This is a genomic window from Streptomyces sp. NPDC054842, assembly GCF_053611025.1.
Window position 1 is genome coordinate 115,976 of record NZ_JBSGZN010000009.1, and the last position, 18,694, is coordinate 134,669.

General features: G+C 73.9%; 12 protein-coding genes and 3 tRNA genes. 5 read left to right on the forward strand and 10 right to left on the reverse strand.

Going from position 1 to position 18,694, the window contains the following annotated elements; translation table 11 throughout:
- Positions 1 to 24 precede the first annotated feature (24 nt).
- The 4 genes from ACWGIS_RS09760 to ACWGIS_RS09775 all read right to left on the reverse strand — a co-directional run bounded on the left by ACWGIS_RS09760 (position 25) and on the right by ACWGIS_RS09775 (position 5,751).
- Positions 25 to 1,953 (reverse strand): ABC transporter ATP-binding protein, encoded by a 1,929-nt coding sequence (locus ACWGIS_RS09760; RefSeq protein ID WP_453361855.1) that lies wholly within the window; start codon positions 1,951 to 1,953, stop codon positions 25 to 27.
- Positions 1,953 to 3,686 carry an ABC transporter ATP-binding protein gene (locus ACWGIS_RS09765; protein WP_453361856.1) on the reverse strand — a complete coding sequence of 578 codons (1,734 nt, stop codon included), beginning with the start codon at positions 3,684 to 3,686 and terminating at the stop codon, positions 1,953 to 1,955. Before ACWGIS_RS09765 ends, ACWGIS_RS09760 begins: the two co-directional genes overlap by 1 nt.
- 188 nt (positions 3,687 to 3,874) lie before the next feature.
- Positions 3,875 to 5,329, reverse strand: coding sequence for an FGGY family carbohydrate kinase (locus tag ACWGIS_RS09770; RefSeq protein WP_453361857.1), 1,455 nt, complete (start codon positions 5,327 to 5,329; stop codon positions 3,875 to 3,877).
- A gap of 119 nt (positions 5,330 to 5,448) precedes the next feature.
- A complete protein-coding gene (locus tag ACWGIS_RS09775; RefSeq protein WP_355785439.1) occupies positions 5,449 to 5,751 on the reverse strand; it encodes a YtxH domain-containing protein in 303 nt (100 codons plus the stop codon).
- A 147-nt stretch (positions 5,752 to 5,898) separates the two neighbouring features.
- Between ACWGIS_RS09775 and ACWGIS_RS09780 the strand changes: the two genes are divergently transcribed.
- The 3 genes from ACWGIS_RS09780 (at position 5,899) to ACWGIS_RS09790 (ending at position 6,292) form a co-directional block, all read left to right on the forward strand.
- Positions 5,899 to 5,971 (forward strand) — tRNA-Asn (locus tag ACWGIS_RS09780).
- A gap of 5 nt (positions 5,972 to 5,976) precedes the next feature.
- Positions 5,977 to 6,049: transfer RNA gene (locus tag ACWGIS_RS09785), tRNA-Asn, on the forward strand.
- 166 nt (positions 6,050 to 6,215) lie between these two features.
- A tRNA-Ile gene (locus tag ACWGIS_RS09790) sits at positions 6,216 to 6,292 on the forward strand.
- Between the two features lie 113 nt (positions 6,293 to 6,405).
- Here ACWGIS_RS09790 and ACWGIS_RS09795 read toward each other — a convergent pair.
- Positions 6,406 to 7,155 (reverse strand): SDR family NAD(P)-dependent oxidoreductase, encoded by a 750-nt coding sequence (locus ACWGIS_RS09795; protein ID WP_453361858.1) that lies wholly within the window; start codon positions 7,153 to 7,155, stop codon positions 6,406 to 6,408.
- 554 nt (positions 7,156 to 7,709) lie between these two features.
- Between ACWGIS_RS09795 and ACWGIS_RS09800 the strand changes: the two genes are divergently transcribed.
- Entirely contained in the window at positions 7,710 to 8,621 is a 912-nt protein-coding gene (locus ACWGIS_RS09800; RefSeq protein WP_453361859.1) for a DUF4231 domain-containing protein, read from the forward strand.
- A 105-nt stretch (positions 8,622 to 8,726) separates the two neighbouring features.
- Here the strand turns inward: ACWGIS_RS09800 and ACWGIS_RS09805 are convergent, their stop codons facing one another.
- From ACWGIS_RS09805 to ACWGIS_RS09815, 3 genes are all read right to left on the reverse strand, one after another.
- The gene (locus tag ACWGIS_RS09805; RefSeq protein ID WP_453361860.1) at positions 8,727 to 9,203 is read right to left on the reverse strand and encodes a hypothetical protein; all 477 of its coding nucleotides are present in this window, start codon (positions 9,201 to 9,203) and stop codon (positions 8,727 to 8,729) included.
- Positions 9,204 to 9,291: 88 nt separating this feature from the next.
- Entirely contained in the window at positions 9,292 to 10,722 is a 1,431-nt protein-coding gene (locus ACWGIS_RS09810) for a GAF domain-containing protein (protein WP_453361861.1), read from the reverse strand.
- Between the two features lie 9 nt (positions 10,723 to 10,731).
- Positions 10,732 to 11,769: a rod shape-determining protein gene (locus ACWGIS_RS09815; RefSeq protein WP_356168392.1), complete on the reverse strand. Its 1,038-nt coding sequence runs from the start codon at positions 11,767 to 11,769 to the stop codon at positions 10,732 to 10,734.
- A gap of 325 nt (positions 11,770 to 12,094) precedes the next feature.
- Here ACWGIS_RS09815 and ACWGIS_RS09820 point away from each other — a divergent pair, with 325 nt between their 5' ends.
- Entirely contained in the window at positions 12,095 to 15,730 is a 3,636-nt protein-coding gene (locus tag ACWGIS_RS09820) for a S8 family serine peptidase (RefSeq protein ID WP_453361862.1), read from the forward strand.
- A gap of 100 nt (positions 15,731 to 15,830) precedes the next feature.
- Here ACWGIS_RS09820 and ACWGIS_RS09825 read toward each other — a convergent pair whose 3' ends face one another.
- On the reverse strand, positions 15,831 to 17,180 hold the full coding sequence (locus ACWGIS_RS09825) for a carboxyl transferase domain-containing protein (protein WP_453361863.1): 1,350 nt from the start codon (positions 17,178 to 17,180) through the stop codon (positions 15,831 to 15,833).
- Positions 17,173 to 18,654, reverse strand: a complete 1,482-nt coding sequence (locus tag ACWGIS_RS09830; protein WP_453361864.1) for an acyl-CoA synthetase — start codon at positions 18,652 to 18,654, stop codon at positions 17,173 to 17,175. Before ACWGIS_RS09830 ends, ACWGIS_RS09825 begins: the two co-directional genes overlap by 8 nt.
- Positions 18,655 to 18,694 lie beyond the last annotated feature (40 nt).

An 18,694-nucleotide genomic window follows, 5' to 3' on the forward strand; every position in this document is an offset into this window, starting at 1 on the left:
ACGGAGGGGGCGGAGAAGACCGCGTCAGTCGACCTCGGCCACCGCCTGCGCGAACTGCGCCTGGTAGAGCCGCGCGTAGGCGCCGCCCGCCGCCAGCAGCTCCGCGTGCGCGCCCTGCTCCACGATGGCCCCGTTCTCCATCACCAGGATGGTGTCCGCGTCCCGGATCGTGGAGAGCCGGTGCGCGATCACGAACGACGTCCGCCCGTGCGCGAGTTTCGCCATCGCCTTCTGGATGAGCACCTCGGTCCGGGTGTCCACCGAACTCGTCGCCTCGTCCAGGACGAGGATCACCGGGTCGGACAGGAACGCCCGGGCGATCGTGATGAGCTGCTTCTCGCCCGCGCTCACCCCGGACCCCTCGTCGTCGATGACGGTGTCGTACCCCTCGGGCAGCGTCCGGACGAACCGGTCCGCGTGGGCCGCGCGCGCCGCCTCCTCGATCTCGCCCCGGGTGACCTCGCGCGAGGCGCCGTACGCGATGTTCTCCGCGATCGTCCCGCCGAACAGCCAGGTGTCCTGGAGCACCATGCCGATGGCGGCCCGCAGTTCGTCCCGGGTCATCTTCGCGATGTCGACCCCGTCGAGAGTGATCCGCCCGCCGGTGACCTCGTAGAACCGCATGAGGAGGTTCACCAGCGTCGTCTTGCCCGCTCCCGTCGGTCCGACGATCGCGACCGTGTGACCGGGCTCCGCCTTCAGGGACAGGTCCTCGATGAGCGGCTTGTCGGGCTCGTACCGGAACGACACGTGCTCCAGGGCGACGCGTCCGCGCACCTCGGCGGGCTTCTCGGCCGCGACCGGGTCGGCGCCCTGCTCCTCCGCGTCGAGGAGCTCGAAGACCCGCTCGGCGGACGCCACGCCGGACTGCACCAGGTTCGCCATCGACGCGACCTGCGTCAGCGGCATCGAGAACTGGCGCGAGTACTGGATGAAGGCCTGCACGTCACCGATCGACAGGGACCCCGACGCGACCCGCAGACCACCGACGACCGCCACCAGCACGTAGTTCAGGTTCGACACGAACATCATCAGCGGCTGCATGATCCCGCTGTTGAACTGCGCCTTGAACCCGGCCTCGTACAGCTTCTCGTTCTGCTCGGCGAACTGCGCCGCCGACTCCTCCTGCCGCCCGAACACCTTCACCAGCGTGTGCCCGGTGTACATCTCCTCGATGTGGGCGTTGAGCTTGCCGGTGGTGCGCCACTGCTGCACGAAGTGCGGCTGCGACCGCTTGCCGACGCGGGTGGCGACGACGAACGACAGCGGCACGGTGACCAGCGCGACCAGCGCCAGCAGCGGCGACACCCAGAACATCATCGCCAGCACGCCGACGATGGTCAGCAGGGAGTTGATGAGCTGGCCCATCGACTGCTGGAGGGTCTGCCCGATGTTGTCGATGTCGTTGGTGGCCCGGCTGAGCACCTCACCGCGCTGCCGCTGGTCGAAGTACGCGAGCGGCAGCCGCGACAGCTTGGTCTGCACGTCCTCGCGCAGCCGGTACACGGTCCGGTTGACCGCCCGGTTCACCAGGCGCGTCGCCACCGCCATCAGCAGGCCGGCCAGCACGAACACCACGAGCGCGAGCCCGAGCACCCTGCCGACCGCGTCGAAGTCGATGCCCTGGCCCGGCGTGAAGTCGGTGCCGGAGAGCATGTCGGCCATGCCGCCGTCACCGCGCTCGCGCATGGACGCCAGCACCTCGGCCTTGGAGGAGCCCGCGGGCAGCTCGCGCCCGATGATGCCGGCGAAGACCAGGTCGGTGGCCCGCCCCAGGATCTTCGGCCCGACCACCGACAGGCCCACGCTCAGGACGACGGCGGCCAGCATCGCGTACATCGTGCCGCGCTCGGGCCGGAAGTGGGACAGCAGCCTCCGGCCCGACCCCTTGAAGTCCATCGAGCGCTGATCGGGGCCGCCCCCGGCCATCATCCGTCCCATGGGACCGGCCATCAGGCAGCCTCCGCTTCCGTCAGCTGGGAGAGCACGATCTCCCGGTAGGTCTCGTTGTCCGCCATCAGCTCGTGGTGCCGCCCGGTCCCGACGACCCGGCCCTCGTCGAGGACGACGATCCGATCGGCGTCCCGGATGGTCGACACCCGCTGGGCGACGATCACCACGGTCGCCTCCGCCGTCTCCTGGGCCAGGGCCGCCCGCAGCGCCGCGTCCGTCGCGTAGTCGAGGGCCGAGAAGGAGTCGTCGAACAGGTAGATCTCCGGGCGCTGCACCAGCGTCCGCGCGATCGCGAGCCGCTGCCGCTGCCCGCCGGAGACGTTCGTGCCGCCCTGCGCGACGGGGGAGTCCAGGCCGTTCTCCAGCCGCTCCACGAAGTCCCTGGCCTGCGCCACCTCCAGCGCGTGCCACAGTTCCTCGTCGGTCGCGTCCGGATTGCCGTACCGCAGGTTCGAGGCGACGGTGCCCGCGAACAGATACGGCTTCTGCGGGACGAGTCCCACGGTCCTGGCGAGCAGCTCCGGGTCGAGGGTCCGTACGTCCGCGCCGTCCACCAGGACGTTCCCGTCCGTGGCGTCGAACAGCCGGGGCACGAGCCCGAGCAGCGTGGACTTGCCGCTGCCGGTCGACCCGATCACGGCGGTCACCTCGCCCGGCCGCGCCACCATGTCGACGGACCTCAGCACCGGCTCCTCGGCGCCCGGGTAGCGGAACCCGGCGCCGCGGATCTCCAGGTGCCCGTGCCGCCGCAGCTCCAGGACCGGCGCCTTCGGGGGCACGACACTGCTGTCCGTCTCCAGGACGTCCTGGATGCGCTCGGCGCAGACCTCCGCGCGCGGCACCATCATGAACATGAAGGTGGCCATCATCACGGACATCACGATCTGCATCAGATAGGCGAGGAACGCGGTCAGGTCGCCGATCTGCATCTCGCCGCTGTCGATCCGGTGGGCGCCGAACCAGACCACGGCGATCGAGGACAGGTTCACCACCGTCATCACGATCGGGAACATCAGGGCCAGCAGCCGCCCGGTGCCCAGCGACACCTCGGTCAGCTCGCCGTTGGCCCCGCGGAAGCGGTCCTTCTCGTAGCCGTCCCGGACGAACGCGCGGATCACGCGGTTGCCGGTGATCTGCTCGCGCAGCACCCGGTTCACCGTGTCCAGGCGGACCTGCATGAGCCGGAACAGCGGCCGCAGCCGCCGCACGATCAGCGTGACGCAGATGCCGAGGACGGGCACCACCGCGACGAGCACCGCGGACAGCGGCACGTCGAGTCCGAGCGCGAGGACGATGCCGCCCACGCACATGATCGGCGCCGACGCCATCAGGGTGAACGCCATCAGGGCGAGCATCTGCACCTGCTGGACGTCATTGGTGGTGCGGGTGATCAGCGAGGGCGCGCCGAAGTGGCCCACCTCACGCGCGGAGAACGACTGCACCCGGTCGAAGACGGCCGCCCGGATGTCCCGGCCGAGCGCCGAGGCGGTCCGGGCGCCGAAGTACACGGCGCCGATGTTGCAGACGACCTGGACCAGCGAGATGCCGATCATCAGGGCGCCGAAGGACAGGATGTAGCCCGTGTCGCCCTTCACGACACCGTTGTCGATGATGTCCGCGTTCAGCGTGGGGAGGTAGAGCGTGGCGCTGGTCTGCAGGAACTGCAGCAACAGCAGCAGCGCGATGGGCTTGCGGTACGGACTGAGGTGGGTCCGCAGAAGTCGTATGAGCACGCGGGGTCTCTCGGTGTCGTCGACGGAAGGATCGGGCGGTGCACCCACCCCCTATCGTCGGGCACTCCACCCGTGTTACCTCAACTGATTAACCCAAGAGCGGTCCAAGGACGGACGAGATCCCCCGCCCGCACGGGCGCTTCCGCCGGTCCGGGGAACCGGCGCGGCGCCGCCCCGGCCGGCGCCGCTCACACCCGGAACGCCCCGGGATGCGTCTGTTCCCGTACGGACACGTACTGCTGGCGTACCGCCTGGCCCACGGCCAGCTCCTCGCCGGGCTCCAGAACCTGTGCGGCGGCACCCCGCCAGACGGGGGGCAGCCGGGGGTCGAGGGTGCCCTGCGAGGCGCCGAGCGCCCAGGCCGCCTGCCGGGCCGCGCCGAGCGCCGCGTAGTCGGCGGGCTGCGGCACCACGACCTGCGCGCCGAACAGCGAGGGCGCCGCGGCCTGGACGGCGGGCAGCTCGGCGGCGGCGCCCAGCAGGAACACCCGCTGGACGTCGACACCCCGGCCGCGCAGCACGTCCAGGGCGTCCGCGAGCCCGCAGAGCATGCCCTCGAAGGCGGCCCGCGCCAGGTGCTCGGGCTTCATCGACTCCCGCCTGAGCCCGGCCAGCGTGCCCGCCGTGTACGGCAGGCTCGGCGTCCGCTCGCCCTCCAGGTACGGCAGCAGGACGAGGCCGTGCGCTCCCGGCGTCGACTTCATCGCGAGGTCGGACAGGCTCTCCAGGTCCGGCAGCCCGAGGAGTTCGGCCGCGCCGCGCAGGGCCCGTACGGCGTTGAGGGTGGTGACGACCGGCAGGTGCATCCCGGTGGCGTCCGCCAGCGAGGTGATCATCCCGGAGGAGTCGACCAGCGCCTCGGGATGCACGGCCATCACGGAACCGGAGGCCCCGAGCGACACCACGGCGTCCCCGAGCCCGATCCCCAGGCCGAAGGCCGCCGCCATGGTCTCGCCGGTCCCGGCGGAGATCAGCAGCCCTTCCGGGGTGGTGCCGGCGGCCTCCGACGGGCCGAGCACCTCGGGCAGCACGGCCTGGTGCCCGAGCGCCAGCTCGATCAGGTCCGGCCGGTAGGCGCCGGTGGCCGCCGACCAGTAGCCGGTGCCGGAGGCCCCGCCCCGGTCGGTGGTCCGCCGCGCGGGCCGCCCGAGCAGCTGCCACACGAGCCAGTCGTGCGCCTGGAGCAGCGCCGCGGTGCGCAGCGCCGACTCCGGTTCCGTCCGGCTCAGCCAGCGCAGCTTGGTGACCGGCTGCGCCGCCTGCGGTACGCATCCCACGGCCTGCGCCCACGCCTCGCGCCCGCCGAGCGCGTCGATCAGGTCCGCCGCGGCGACCTGGGCCCGCTTGTCCCCGCCGACCAGCGCGGGCCGCACCGTGTTGCCCTGCGCGTCCAGCGGGACGAGCCCGTTCTGCTGCGCGGAGACACCGATGGCCTGGACGCCTTCGAGGAGCCCGCCGCTCGCGGCCTCGCCCAGGGACAGCAGCCAGGCCTGCGGGTCGACGTCGGAGGGGCGGCCGCCGCCCTCGGCGCTCTCGACCGGATGCGGGGCATAGCCCTGCCGGAGCACGGCACCCGTGTCGGTGTCGCAGACGACGATACGAGTGAAATCGGGCGAACTGTCCAACCCGGCGACTATCCCCATGCCGGAAATTCTGCCGTACGAAGAGGGGTGGGCGCGCCGGGCGTGCGCCGGTCGGGGCACCCGGACACGCGCGACCGCCGGTGGACGGGTGTCCGCCGGCGGCCGTGGTGCGTGTGACCTCAGGTGTTCGTGGTGCCCCAGTCGTCCTCGCCGGGGCCGGCGTTCCGCTCCCGCAGGGACCGCACGCGGTCCGCCACGGAGTCGGGTACGCGGTCGCCCACCTTCTCGCTGACCACGTGGTACGCCTTGCCCGCGATCTGCCGCCCCTGCTGGGCGGCACTCTCGGCGGTGTTGCGCACCGCCGGGTTCTGCGCCACCTGTCGGGCGCTCTTCCTCAACTGCTCGTAGCGCTCACGACCGGCCCTCGTGCCCAGGACGTAACCCAGAGCCAGTCCGGTGATGAACATGAGCCGGTAGCGCATGGCAGCCACCCTTCCCTTGCGTCGGCATCGGTCGCAGCGGAGTACCGATTGGCGGAGCACCCCCCTGCTTGCGCTAATGTATGTGTCGCAGCGAACGCGCGCCCCCTGGCGAATACCCAGGTAGGTGCGTTCGATGCAACGAGACATTCCTCCGTAGCTCAATTGGCAGAGCAGCCGGCTGTTAACCGGCAGGTTACTGGTTCGAGTCCAGTCGGGGGAGCTCGGTCTCCTGTAGCTCAATTGGCAGAGCAGCCGGCTGTTAACCGGCAGGTTACTGGTTCGAGTCCAGTCGGGAGAGCAGTGAAAAAGGACCCCTCAGGGGTCCTTTTTCATGTCCCGGGGAACCACGCGTGGCGTGCCGGGGTCCTCAAGGTCATGCGAAGCCGACCATCCGAAGCAGGAGATCGTATGAGCGGCTATGCTGCGGCAGACGGCGCGCACACATGTGCGCGACGCGCCGTAATGGGGCGGTAGCTCAGCCGGTTAGAGCAGCGGACTCATAATCCGTCGGCCGTGGGTTCGAGTCCCACCCGCCCCACCAAGGCGTCCTCCCGCAGGAACGTTTCAGCCCGGGACGGTTCCGTCAGCCCCTCGTCGGACGAGGGGCTTTCGTCGTCTTCGGGGGCCGTCCTGCCGGGCCCCGGCCCGGTGACCCTAGCGGCCCAGAGCCGCGCCGCCGTTGATGTGCAGCAGCTGCCCCGTCATGTAGGCCGCCTCGGGGGAGCTGACGTAGCGGATGGCCGCGGCGATCTCCGCGGGGCGGCCGGGTTCGCCGGTCAGGGACTCCGAGACGCGGGCCGCGACGAACTCCGGGGTCGCGCGGTCGCCGAAGAACTCCGTGTCGCCGACGAAGCCGGGCGCGACCGCGTTCGCGGTGATGCCCTCGGGGCCGAGGCGCCGGGCGAGGTCGTACGTGTACGTGTTGATCCAGCCCTTGGAGCCGCCGTAGGAGCCCGGGCCGCGCAGGGAGGCGATCGAGGAGACCTGCACGATGCGCCCGCCGGGACGGCGTACGTGGGGGAGGAGCGCCTCGGTGAGCAGGACGGCCGTCAGGACGTTGGCGTCGAAGTTGCGGCGGTAGCTGTCGGCGATGGAGGCGAGGGTGCCGTCGTGGGACGGGGCCACGTTGCCGCCCGCGTTGGCGACCACGACGTCGACGGGGGTCTCGTCCGCGGCGATGAACGCGGTCGCGGCGGCCACCTGAGCGGGATCGGAGAGATCGGCCGCGTACCAGGTCGCCGTGGACGCGCCGTGGCACTCGTTGAGCTTCTCCGCCGCCTCGCGCAGCACGTCCTCGCGGCGCCCGAGGAGCACCACCCGGTCCCCGTCCGCGGCGAACAGCTCCGCCGTCGCCAGGCCGATCCCGGTGCCTCCGCCGGACACCACCACACGTCGCTGGAACATGGCCATCGGTTTCGCCCTCGCCCTCGTGTGTCCCTGGATGTGAATGCCGGTCACATGTGCGTACCGGGCGTGACGCTACGGAGCGGGCGATGCGCCGTCAAGAGGCCGCACCCCGGCGGGTCGTGCCCGCCGGGTTCCCTTCGGGTGACGGTGCCACACGGCCGAAAGGCGTCGGTCCGCCCGCGTGTGCCGGGTCCTCGGAGACGCCCGGAGGAGGCGGCCGGCCCGTGCGGACACCCGGCGGGCAAGGGCCGCGACGCCGCTCGCGCCGCGCCCGGGCGCCGTCGCCGGCGGGCGGGACCGGAGGCCCGCGCACGGCCTCTGAGCACCTCGTTCCCCGTGCCCCGGCACCTGTCGCGGGCCGGCCGCGCGAGCACCGGAGCCGCCCGGCGGGACGGAATGCGAATCGCCAACTCCGTTAACTGGCAAGGGTATTGGGCGTCGGTGAGGGCCGTTCGGAGGGCGTGGGTCTTTCGCCGAGAGAGTACTGGTCCTCACCCGCGTTCGGCGCGACGATGACGGCTCACACCTTTCACACCACCGGGGGGCGGGCGATGGGGGACGGGACTCCCGTACCGAGCACCACCTTGAGCGCGAGTGACCTGCCCCCGCTGTTCCACGAGAGCGACCGGCAGGCGCTGAGCCGGCAGAGTGAATCCTTCCTCGCCGTCCGCGCGCAGCTGATCGTCCTGCTGCTCGCCACCTGCGCCGCCACCCTCGCGGAGCACGTCGACGACCACGCCGTCGCGGCGCTCGCCGCCGCCCTCTACGCGCTGACCATCGTCATCGGCGTCCACGCCTCCCGGCGGCGCGCGCGTGCGCACTGGCAGGCCCACCGGGCGGTCGCCGAGACCGTGAAGTCGCTCGCCTGGCAGTACATGGTGCACGGCGGCCCGTTCCGCTCCGGGCTCGCCGACCCGGACGGCATGTTCACGGAACGGCTGACCGACCGGCTGCGCGAGCTGCGGAAGGTGGGCTGGGAGGACGAGCCCTCAGCCGCCGGGCTCGGCGCCGGCCAGATCACCCCCGCCATGCGGGCGGTGCGGGCCAAGCCCTTCCCGGTGCGCCGGGACTTCTATCTGCGCGACCGGGTGCTGGAACAGCTGGTCTGGTACGGCAACAGGGCCGCCCGGGCCCGGCGGGCCGCCGCCCGCTGGTCGACCGTCACGGCCGTACTGACGCTGCTGGCGCTCTTCGCGGCGGTGCTGCGGGCGATGGGGGCGCTGGGCGACTGGGACCTCACCGGCGTGCTGAGCGCGGCGGCGGCGGTCGGCGTGGCCTGGCAGGAGGTCCGCCGGCACCGTCCCCTGACGTACGCGCACTCGCTGATAGAGCAGGACCTGGAGACCGCGCGGATCGGGATGGCGACGACGGTCACCGAGGACGGCTGGGCCGAGGCGGTCGCCGAGGCGGAACGTCTGGTGAGCCCGCAGCACACGGACTGGCTGGTGCGCTTCGGCAGTTGACGGCACGGCAGGACGCCCCGTGCGAAGGGGCCTGCGGGCTCGTTGAACTCGCCCCGTGCGAAGGGGCTTGAGGGCTCGTTCACCGCACCCCGTCCGCGACGCCTGCTAGCGGCGGACCACCCCGGGGCGCCACAGCACCCGGACGGGGACGCCGTTGCGGCGCGCGTACTCCACCACGTCGGCCGTACCGCCGAGGCCCCGCGCCGGGCGGCCGTCCCAGACGGCGACCAGGCGGTCGGCGTGGTCGACGATCCAGCGCCCGGCCGCGTAGTACGCCTCCTCGTGCGTCTTCTCCAGGGGCAGTTTCACCCGGGAGGCGCTGGCCCTCAGCAGACGCCGGTACGCCGCCCGCACCTCGTCGCCGCCGAGATGGGCCTCGTAGTCCATGCCCGGGATCACCGCGGTGACCGGGATGCCGTGGTCGAGGGCGAGTTCCGCGAACAACTGGTCGGCGCCGGCCGCGAGACTGCTCAGGGCCTCGGTGCCGCCGCTGCCGCGCAGTTCGGCTCTGATGCCGGCGCGGACGGACGGCAGTGCGGCGGCGGGGATTCCTCGGTGCCCGGTGACGCCGATCCTGGTCACGAGAACCACCTTCGCAGTCGAGGCCGTCCCTTCCACACTAGCGTCGGACACCCGGCCGGGCGACGTGCGTTCGAGGCGCACGGGCAGCTCACAGGGGCGACTGCCACGTCTTCGTCGTGCCCGCCGTGCCCGTGTCCGCCGTCCCGTCGTCGTACACCGTCAGCCGTACGCCCGGCCGGCCGTCCGCCAGCACCGCGGTCGCGTCGACCGTCACCTCCACCCGGCGGACCCCGGGGCGCCGGGACGCGGCGGCCAGCGTGCGGCGCAGGGCGGCGAGCAGTTGGCCGGCGACGGGCTCGGTGATACGGCTCTCGACGGCCCCGGTGAAGCGCGCCGACGGCTGGAACCCGAGGAGCGCGGCGGTCGCGGCCGTCTCCCGCAGGACCTTGCCGCGGAAGGTGGTGGGGGCGTCGGCGGGCGGCTGCTGCAACGCGAAGATCGCCGTACGGACCTCCTGGACGGTGGACTGGAGTTCGTCCACGGCCCGGCCCAGCATGTCGTGCACGTCCTCGCCCGCGGTACGGCGCTGGGCGGACTCCAGCATCATGCCCGTCGCGAACAGCCGCTGGACGACCAGGTCGTGCAGGTCGCGGGCGATCCGGTCGCGGTCCTCCAGGACGGCGAGCCGCTCCCGGTGCTGCCGGGCGTCGGCGAGGACGAGCGCCACCGCAGCCTGGGAGGCGAACTGGGTGGCCAGCAGCCGCTCCACCGGCGTGTACGGGCGGGCGCCGCGGTGCCGGGGCAGGGCGAGGGTGCCGATGAGCCGGCCCGCCGTCTGGAGCGGGAGCAGCATGCTCGGCCCGAACCGGTGGCGCACGTGCGTCGTCATCCGGGCGTCCGTGGCCGAGTCCTCCACGAACACCGGCTTGCCGCCCAGGAGTTGTTCGAGGACCGGGCTGCCCGGCTCGATCACCGTGCCGACGACGTCCCCGGGGTCGTCGGGCGTGGAGGCGGTGACGATCTCCATGCCGCCCTCGTCGGTGGGCTGGAGGATGACGCCCGCGGAAGCGTCCGCGAGGATCCGGGCCCGCTCCGCGACCGTCATCAGGGCGTCGGCGGCGGCCTCCCCGGTGAGCAGCGCGTTCGTGACGGCCGCCGCGCCCTCGATCCACCGCTCGCGCTGCCGGGCCGTCTCGTACAGCCGGGCGTTGCCGATCGCGATGCCGGCCTGGGTGGCCAGGACGCGCAGCAGCTGCTCGTCCTCGTCCGTGAAGGGGCCCGCGGGCTTGTCGACCAGGTAGAGGTTGCCGAACACCTCGTCGTCGACGCGGATGGAGACCCCCAGGAAGTCGTCCGTGCGGCCGACCGGGCTGCGGTCGGCCGGGGACAGGCCCGCCGTGCGGATCTCCATCAGTCCGTCGTGCTTCGGGTCGACCGTGGCGAGCGCTGCGCACCGGGCACCGGTCAGCTCCGCTGCTCCGTCGACGATGTGCTGGAGCGTGGCCCGCAGCTCCAGGTCCGTCCCGACGCTTAGCACCGCTCCCAGCAGGGAGGGGAGGCGGGGCAGGGGGTCGGTCATCGCCGTACGTCAGCCCGCCAGCGGATCCAGGACCAGGGGCTCGATCCTGCCCTCCAGCATGTAGCCGAGGCCCTGGACCGCGCACACGTCGGGACGCTCGGCGATGTGCACCGGCATGCCCGTCGCCTGCCGCAGCATCTGGTCGAGTCCGGGGAGCAGGGCGCTGCCGCCGACCATCATGATGCCGCGGTCGGCGAGGTCGGCGACCAGGTCGGGCGGGCAGTCGCGCAGCACCTTGCCGATGCCGTCGAGCACGGCGGTCAGCGGGGTCTGGATGGCGTCGCGCACGGCGGCGGTGTCGACCTGCACCGAGCGGGCGAGGCCGGTGGCGACGTCCCGCCCGTGGATCTCGGTGACCGCCGGTCCGTGCGGGGTGAGCCCGTTCCCGGAGAGGGCCAGTTGCAGCGGGCGCACGGACTGGCTCGGCAGCATCAGTTCGTGCTGGTGGCGCAGGTGCTGCACGATCGCGTGGTCGACGGCCTCGCCGCCCACCGGGATGCGCTCGGCGGTGACGATCGAGCCGAGCGACAGCACGGCGACCTGGGTGGCGGCGGCCCCGCAGACCATGACCATGGTGGCCTCGGGCTGCTCGACGGGCAGACCGCAGCCGACGGCGGCGGCGATGAGCGTGTCGACCAGCTCGACACGCCGGGCGCCCAGCCCGACGAGCGTCTCGATCGCCGCGCGCTGGGCGAGCGGGTCGGCGTCGTGCGGGGTGCAGGCGGCGGCCCGCAGCCGCGGCTTGCGGCGCAGCGCGCGGCGGACCTTGTCGCCGAGCAGCTGGCGCAGCATGCGCTGGGCCATCTCGATGTCGACGACGGTCCCGCCGGACACCGGCCGCACCACGCGGATGTAGTCGGGGGTGCGGCCCGTCATCCGCTCGGCGAACTCGCCCACCGCGATGAGGGCGCCGGTCTTCGTGTTGATGGCGGCGGCGCTCGGCTGGTCGACGACGAGCCCGGCCCCCTTCACGTACACACGGGTCCGTGCCGCCCCCAGGTCGACGGCGAAATGACAGCGGCGCAACTGATCCAGACTGCCGGTCATGGCGGTTCCTCCCGAGAGCACAGACCGTGAGACTCCGCCGGACGGCGGTCCTCCCTCGCATCGTGCGGGACCTGACGGGGCGTCGCCTGCTGGGGTGGGCCGGGCGGGGTGCGGCCGGACGGGTGGTTCGAAGGGTGCGCGGCGACGGCCTCGGCGCGGTCGCCGCGGTGGCCCTGGCGGGAAGCCGCCAGGGCAGCTTCCCGCCAGCTCCCGTCGGGGGCCCCGTGACACGGGGCCCCCGACACTCTTCGCAGCGCGTGGGCGCCACCCCGTCCCGCGACGCGTGCCGCCGGCACCGTTGGCGCGAAGAGGCAGAGAGGCTTCCATGACCAGAGGAAGAGCCGGACGCGGGGCGACGCTGCTGTCGGCCGGACTCGTGTGCGCGCTGCTGCCCCCGGGACCCGCGAGCGCCGGCACCGGGGCCGCTCCGTCCGCCGGTGCCTCCGCGCCCCGCGCCGCGGACGCCGCCCGCACCGTCACCCTGATCACCGGGGACGAGGTCACCGTCACGGACCTGGCGGGCGGCCGGAAGACCGTCACCGTCGAACGGCCCCGGGGGGCCACGGGCGCCGTGCGGACCGAGGTGGCGGACGGCGCCGTCACCGTCGTACCGGACGAGGCGCTGCCGTACCTGCGGGCGGGCACGCTCGACCGGCGGCTGTTCGACGTCACCGGGCTGATACGGCAGGGGCTGGGCGACGGCAGGACCGAAGAGCTGCCGCTGATCGTGACGTACGACGAGGACGCGCGGGCGGTGACTCCGCGCGGCGCCGAGAGGACCCGCGCGCTGCCCGCCATCCACGCGGTCGCCGTCGACGCGGGCAAGGGGCGGGGCCTGTGGCGGTCGCTGACCCGGCAGGACGGCCTCGGCAAGGTGTGGCTCGACGGACGGGTCACCGCCGACATGGCCGAGAGCAACGCCCAGATCGGCACACCGCGGGCGTGGGAGGCCGGGCTGACGGGCAAGGGCGTCACCGTCGCCGTCCTCGACACGGGCGTCGACACCGGCCACCCCGACCTGGCCGGACGCGTCGCCGCCACCCGCAGCTTCGTCGAGGGGGAGGAGATCGCCGACCGCAACGGGCACGGCACGCACGTCACGTCGACCGTCGGCGGCAGCGGCGCCGCCTCCGACGGCAGGGAGCGGGGCGTGGCACCGGACGCCACCCTCGCCGTCGGCAAGGTGCTGAGCGACCAGGGCTCCGGCAGCGAGTCGCAGATCATCGCCGGCATGGAGTGGGCGGCGCGGGACGTGGGCGCCGACGTCGTGTCGATGAGCCTCGGGTCGGCCGAAGCGAGCGACGGCACCGACCCGATGGCCGCGGCGGTGGACGCCCTCTCCGCGGAGACCGGCGCGCTCTTCGTCGTCGCCGCGGGCAACACCGGCGCCCCGTCCTCGATCGGCTCGCCGGGCTCCGCCGACGCCGCGCTGACCGTCGGCGCGGTCGACTCCGCCGACGAGGCCGCGTACTTCACCAGCGCGGGCCCCCGCTCCGGGGACAACGCGCTCAAGCCGGACCTGTCCGCGCCGGGCGTCGACATCCTCGCCGCCCGCTCCTCCCTCGCCGACGGCAGCGGTTCCTACACCTCCATGAGCGGTACGTCCATGGCGACCCCGCACGTCGCCGGCGTCGCGGCCCTCCTCGCCGAGGCGCACCCCGACTGGAGCGGCGCCCGGCTCAAGGACGCGCTGATGTCGACGTCCGCGCCGCTCGACGCGTCCGCCTACGTGCTCGGGGCGGGACGGGTGGACGTGCCGCGGGCCGTGCACGCCCGGATCACCGCCACCGGCAGCGCCGACCTGGGCTTCCACCGCTGGCCGTACGACGCGGACGAACCCGTGACGAGGACGCTCACCTACGCGAACTCCTCCGACGTGCCGGTCGAGTTGAGCCTCGCCGCGCAGGGCGCCCCCGACGGTGCGGTCACGCCGGCCGACACGGTGCTCACCGTGCCCGCGCACGGCACCGCCGCCACGACCGTCACCGGCGACGGAGCGAGGGCACCGGTCGGGAACACCTCCGGGCGGATCGTGGCCACCGCGGCCGGGAAGCCGGTCGCGCACACCGTGTTCGGGCTGGTGAAGGAGGAGGAGCGGTACACGCTCACCGTCCACGTCAAGGACCGCGACGGAGCGGCCGCGGCCGCCGACCTGACCGTGCAGCGGCTCGCCCGGGACGCGGAACCGTTCCCGGCCGCCGTCGGCGACTCCGGGACGCTGCGACTGCGGCTGGCACCCGGCACCTACGGCGTGACCTCCTTCCTCGACGTGCGCGGCGCACACGGAAGCGACTCCCTGGGGCTCGGCTTCCTCGCCGCACCCGAGATCGTCCTCGACCGCGACCGCGAGGTCACGCTGGACGGACGGACGCTGCGGGAGATCGACGCGGAGGTCGGCCGGCGCACCGAGACGCGGCAGCTCCTCATGGAGTACGACCGCGCCGCCGGTGGCTCCGACCTGTTCGGCGCCGTGCAGGTGCCCCTCGCGTACGACAGCGTCTTCGCCGCGCCCACCGAGAAGGTCACCGAGGGCACCTTCGAGTACCGGACCGTGTGGCGCCTCGGGAAGCCGCTGCTGCGGGTGAAGGGGATCGGCGAGGCCGTCGTCCAGTCCGGCGGCACCCTGACCGAGGGCCGCAGCACGCTGCCGCTCGTCGACGCCGGGACCTTCACGGGCGGTGCCCTCACCGGCGTGCGCGGCGGGGCCGTCCTCGCGCGGCTGCCCGCCGGCACCGAGCCCACCGCGCTCGCCCGGGCGGCCCAGGACGCCGGAGCCCGGGCGCTGTTCGTGACGGACGACGCGCCGGGACGGCTCACCGCCTGGTTCGGCACGGACGACAACGCGGACCGGCCGCTCCAGATCGCCGGCGTGAACAGGGCGGACGCGGCACGGCTGCGCGCGGTCCGGCGCGTCGACATGACCGGCACCCGCAACACGCCGTACGTGTACGACCTCTCCGAGGGGCACCGCGGCGCCGTCCCGCGCGGGGACCTGACGTACGCGCCGGATCGGCGTGAACTCGCCGTCCTGGACACCCGGTTCCACGCGGCGGAGCCGGTCGGCGGCGACGAGTTCCGGTACTCGCTCACCGACGCCTTCCCCGTCGGCATCGGCTTCCGGGAGCGGATCGATCATCCGGCCGAGCGGACGGACTACGTCTCCACCGGCCCCGGCCAGCGGTGGCACGAGTCGGTGACGATGGCGGACGGCGCGCTGGAGGAGCGCAGCGGCGTGCTCCGGTACCGGGGCGGGACGCGCACCCCGCTCGACTGGTTCAGGCCCGTCTGGCACCCGTGGCTCGGTACCGGGCTCGGCTGGGGCCAGCAGCGCTCCGGGAACCAGATCCGGTTCAACACCCCGGGCTGGGGCGACTCGGGCCCCGACCACACGGGCTTCGGCGACGTGTGGAGCGAGAGCAGCGGCATGACCCAGACCACCGAGGTCCACCAGGACGGCGTCCTCGTCGACCGGCGGACCGGCTCCGGCGCGTACGTTTGGGACGCGCCCGCCGACGAGCACACCTACCGGGTCGTCACCGACACCGCCCTCGACGCGGACCGCTGGCGGCTGTCGGTGAGGAGCCGCTCCGAGTGGACCGTCAGGTCGGCCGCCACCCCCGAGGACCGCTGGACCCTGCTGCCCCTGATCAACCTCGGCTACGACATCGGCACCGACCTCGCGGGCGACGTCCGCGGCGGCGGCCCGGTGCCGGTCGCCCTGTCCGCCGAGTACGTCGCCGGGGCCGCCGGCACCGGGACCGTCGGCGGCGGGAGACTCGACGTGTCCTACGACGACGGCAGGACCTGGCGGACGGTCCGCCTCTCCGGGGAGGGCACGTCCTGGCGGGGGACGCTGACCGTGCCCCGCGCCGCCCGGTACGTCTCGCTGCGCGCGTCGGCGGACGACGACCGGGGCGGCTCGGTGCGGCAGGAGATCATCCGGGCGGTGGGGGTGCGGTAGGCGGTGTCCGCGGGGTTCCGTCGTCCGTCCGGAGGGCGGGCCTCGCGGCGTCCGGTGCGTGCCGGGCGCCGCGGTACGGGCGGGACTTCGCGGACCCGGCCTAGCTCCCCGGCCCCGACCCCGTCACACCGCGGACGACCCCCAGGGCGACCAGGTCCTGGGGGCGTACCCGCAGCTGGTCGGCCGTCGCGCGCACGCTCTCCGCGGGACGCTTGAGGATCGCGGCGGCGAGCTCGGGCGCGATGACCGAGAAGTAACTGTCCGGCGCCGCCCAGGTGTTGCCGGGGGCGGCGAGGGCGAGGGCACCCCCGGAACCCCCCTCGCCGACGACGACCGTGGTGACGGGGGTGCGGGCCCCGGCGACCGCGGCGAACACGTCGGCGATCGCGGCGCCCGCGCCCTGCCGCTCGGCGTCCGCGTCGTTGGCGGCGCCGGGCGTGTCCACGAGCGTCAGGACGGGGATGCCGAGCCGGTCCGCGAGGCGGATCAGCCGGGCGGCGGTGCGGTACCCGGCGGGCCGGGTGGCCGTCCCGCACTGGGCGGCGTACGCGACGGTCCGCCCGCCGTGCTCGCCGAAGCCGCACAGCATCCCGTCGTCCGTGCCGCCGCACCGGTCGCCGCGGATCGCCGCCCGCCGGGTGAAGCAGGCGTCCAGATACGCCTCGGCGCGCGGCCGTTCGGGGGAGCGGGCACGCAGGACCGCGTCCCAGCCGGTGGCGGGGAGACCGGCGGGCGGGCCCGGGGGCGGCGGTGGCGGCGCGGGCTCATTGGACGGCGCGGTCAGCAGCGACAGGTACAGCGCCAGCGTCCCGCTCAGGTCCCCGGGCCGTACGACCGCGTCGACCGCGCCCGCCGCCAGCTGCGCCTCGGCCGTGTACGCCGCCGGGTCCGCGTCGGGCGGACGCACCCGGGAACCCGCGAACCCGACCTGGGCGCCGGGCAGCGCGAGCGTCACGTCGGCGCCCGCGCCGAGGGTCGCCCAGCCGCCGCCCGTCGTCGGATCGCGCACCACCGCGATCTGCGCGAGCCCGGCCTCCCGGGTGAGCGCCGACTGCCGTGCCACCCGCTGGAGCTGGGTGAGGGCGAGCATGCCCTCCTGCATCCGGCTGCCGCCCGTCGCGACGAGCGAGACGACGGGCAGGCGGTGCTCGCGGGCGTACGTGTACGCGGCCTCCAGCCGGTCGCCGGTCCGTTCGCCGAGCGAGCCGCCCAGGTACCCGAACTCGAAGGCGACGAGCACGGCGGCGGTGCCGCCGACGGACGCCCGCCCGCAGACCACGGACTCCTTCTCGCCGGTGCGCAGCTCGGCCCGGGCGCGCGCGGCGCCGTAGCCCTGCCAGTCCAGGGGGCCGTCGGACTCCGACTCCCCGTCGGCGACGCGCAGTTCGGTGAACGCGGCGCCTCCGGTGGCCAGCGCGAGGGCCTCGCGGGCCGAGTGACGGTCAGTCATGCGGCAGCGCCCGCTTCATGATCTTGCCCATGTCGTTGCGGGGCAGGGACTCCAGGAAGCGCACCGTGCGCGGACGCTTGTGCGGGGCGAGCCGTGCCGCCACGTGGTCGGCGAGTTCCGTGCCGAGAGCGGGCTCCGCGGGTCCCTGCGGCACCACCCAGGCCACGATCCGCTCGCCGAGGTCGGCGTCCGGCTCACCGGTGACGGCCGCCTCCCGCACCGCCGGATGTTCCAGCAGCGCGTTCTCGATCTCGCCCGCCCCGATCTTGTAACCGCCGCTCTTGATCAGGTCGGTGGCCTTGCGGCCGACGATGCGGACGTACCCGTCGCCGTCGCGCACCGCCACGTCGCCGGTGCGGAACCAGCCGTCCGCGGTGAACGCGGCGGCGTCCGCGTCGGGCCTGTCGAGGTACCCGGTGAACAGGTTCGGCCCCCGCACCTGGATCTCGCCGACCCGCTCCCCGTCCGTGCAGCCCACCGGCGTCCCGTCGGTGTCGTACCCGCCGATGACGGTGCCGTCCTCCTCGACGAGCCGCACGTCGACGCCCGGCAGCGGCACCCCGACCGTTCCCGCGCGCGCCTCGCCGTCCGCCCGCACACTCGTGATCATCAGCGTCTCCGTCATGCCGTACCGCTCGACCACCCGCCGTCCCGTGGCCGCCGCGATCCGCTCGTGGTCGTGCACGGGCAGCGCCGCCGAGCCGGACACCAGCAGCCGCGCCCCGCCGAGCGCCGCGGCGAGGCCGGGATCACCCGGGAGGGCCTCCGCGATCCGGTGGTACATCGTCGGCACCCCGAACAGCATCGTCGCCCCGTCGGCCAGTTCGCGTGCCACGCCCTCCGTGCTGAACCGGCCCAGGTGCCGCACGGCACCGCCGCGCCGCAGCGGTCCGAGGACGCCCAGGATCAGGCCGTGCACATGGAACAGCGGCAGCGCGTGCACCAGCACGTCGTCGCCGGTCCACTGCCAGGCGTCGGCCAGCGCGTCCAGCGTCGAGGCGACCGCGCGGCGCGGGATCACGGCGCCCTTGGGCGGCCCGGTGGTGCCGGAGGTGTAGACGACGAGGGCGGGCGCGGCGGGGTCCGCGTCGGCGGGCTCCCCGGCCGGTCCCGTCGCGTGCGCGTCGACGTCGGTGCGCGCGAGGGCGTCCAGCGCGGGCGGCAGCCGGTCGCCCGGGGCGGCCAGCACCACCGACGGCGAACTGTCGGCCAGGATGTGCCCCAGCTCGCCCTCGCCCGACCTCGGGTTGAGCGGTACGACGGGCACGCCGGCCTGGAGCGCGGCCACCACGGCGACGGCGGTCTCCAGAGCGGGCGTCGCCCACACGGCGACCCGGCCGGCGGCACGGATCCGCGGGGCCAGGGCACCGGCCGCCGCGGCGAGTTCCGCGTACGTCAGGGAGCGGTCGCCGAAGCGCAGCGCGGGCCGCGCGGCGGCCGAGCCGCCCGTCAGGGCCGGAAAGAGGGAGGACACGCGGCGTACTCCTAGGTCGCAGGGCTCGTCTGGGCTGGTC

Bases quoted from the DNA above. Each gene is read 5' to 3' on its own strand.
- ACWGIS_RS09795 (WP_453361858.1), bottom strand. From the start codon at position 7,155: ATGTTCCAGCGACGTGTGGTGGTGTCCGGCGGAGGCACCGGGATCGGC.
- ACWGIS_RS09810 (WP_453361861.1), bottom strand. From the start codon at position 10,722: ATGACCGACCCCCTGCCCCGCCTCCCCTCCCTGCTGGGAGCGGTGCTA.
- ACWGIS_RS09815 (WP_356168392.1), bottom strand. From the start codon at position 11,769: ATGACCGGCAGTCTGGATCAGTTGCGCCGCTGTCATTTCGCCGTCGAC.
- ACWGIS_RS09770 (WP_453361857.1), bottom strand. From the start codon at position 5,329: ATGGGGATAGTCGCCGGGTTGGACAGTTCGCCCGATTTCACTCGTATC.
- ACWGIS_RS09800 (WP_453361859.1), top strand. From the start codon at position 7,710: ATGGGGGACGGGACTCCCGTACCGAGCACCACCTTGAGCGCGAGTGAC.
- ACWGIS_RS09760 (WP_453361855.1), bottom strand. From the start codon at position 1,953: ATGGCCGGTCCCATGGGACGGATGATGGCCGGGGGCGGCCCCGATCAG.
- ACWGIS_RS09820 (WP_453361862.1), top strand. From the start codon at position 12,095: ATGACCAGAGGAAGAGCCGGACGCGGGGCGACGCTGCTGTCGGCCGGA.
- ACWGIS_RS09825 (WP_453361863.1), bottom strand. From the start codon at position 17,180: ATGACTGACCGTCACTCGGCCCGCGAGGCCCTCGCGCTGGCCACCGGA.
- ACWGIS_RS09775 (WP_355785439.1), bottom strand. From the start codon at position 5,751: ATGCGCTACCGGCTCATGTTCATCACCGGACTGGCTCTGGGTTACGTC.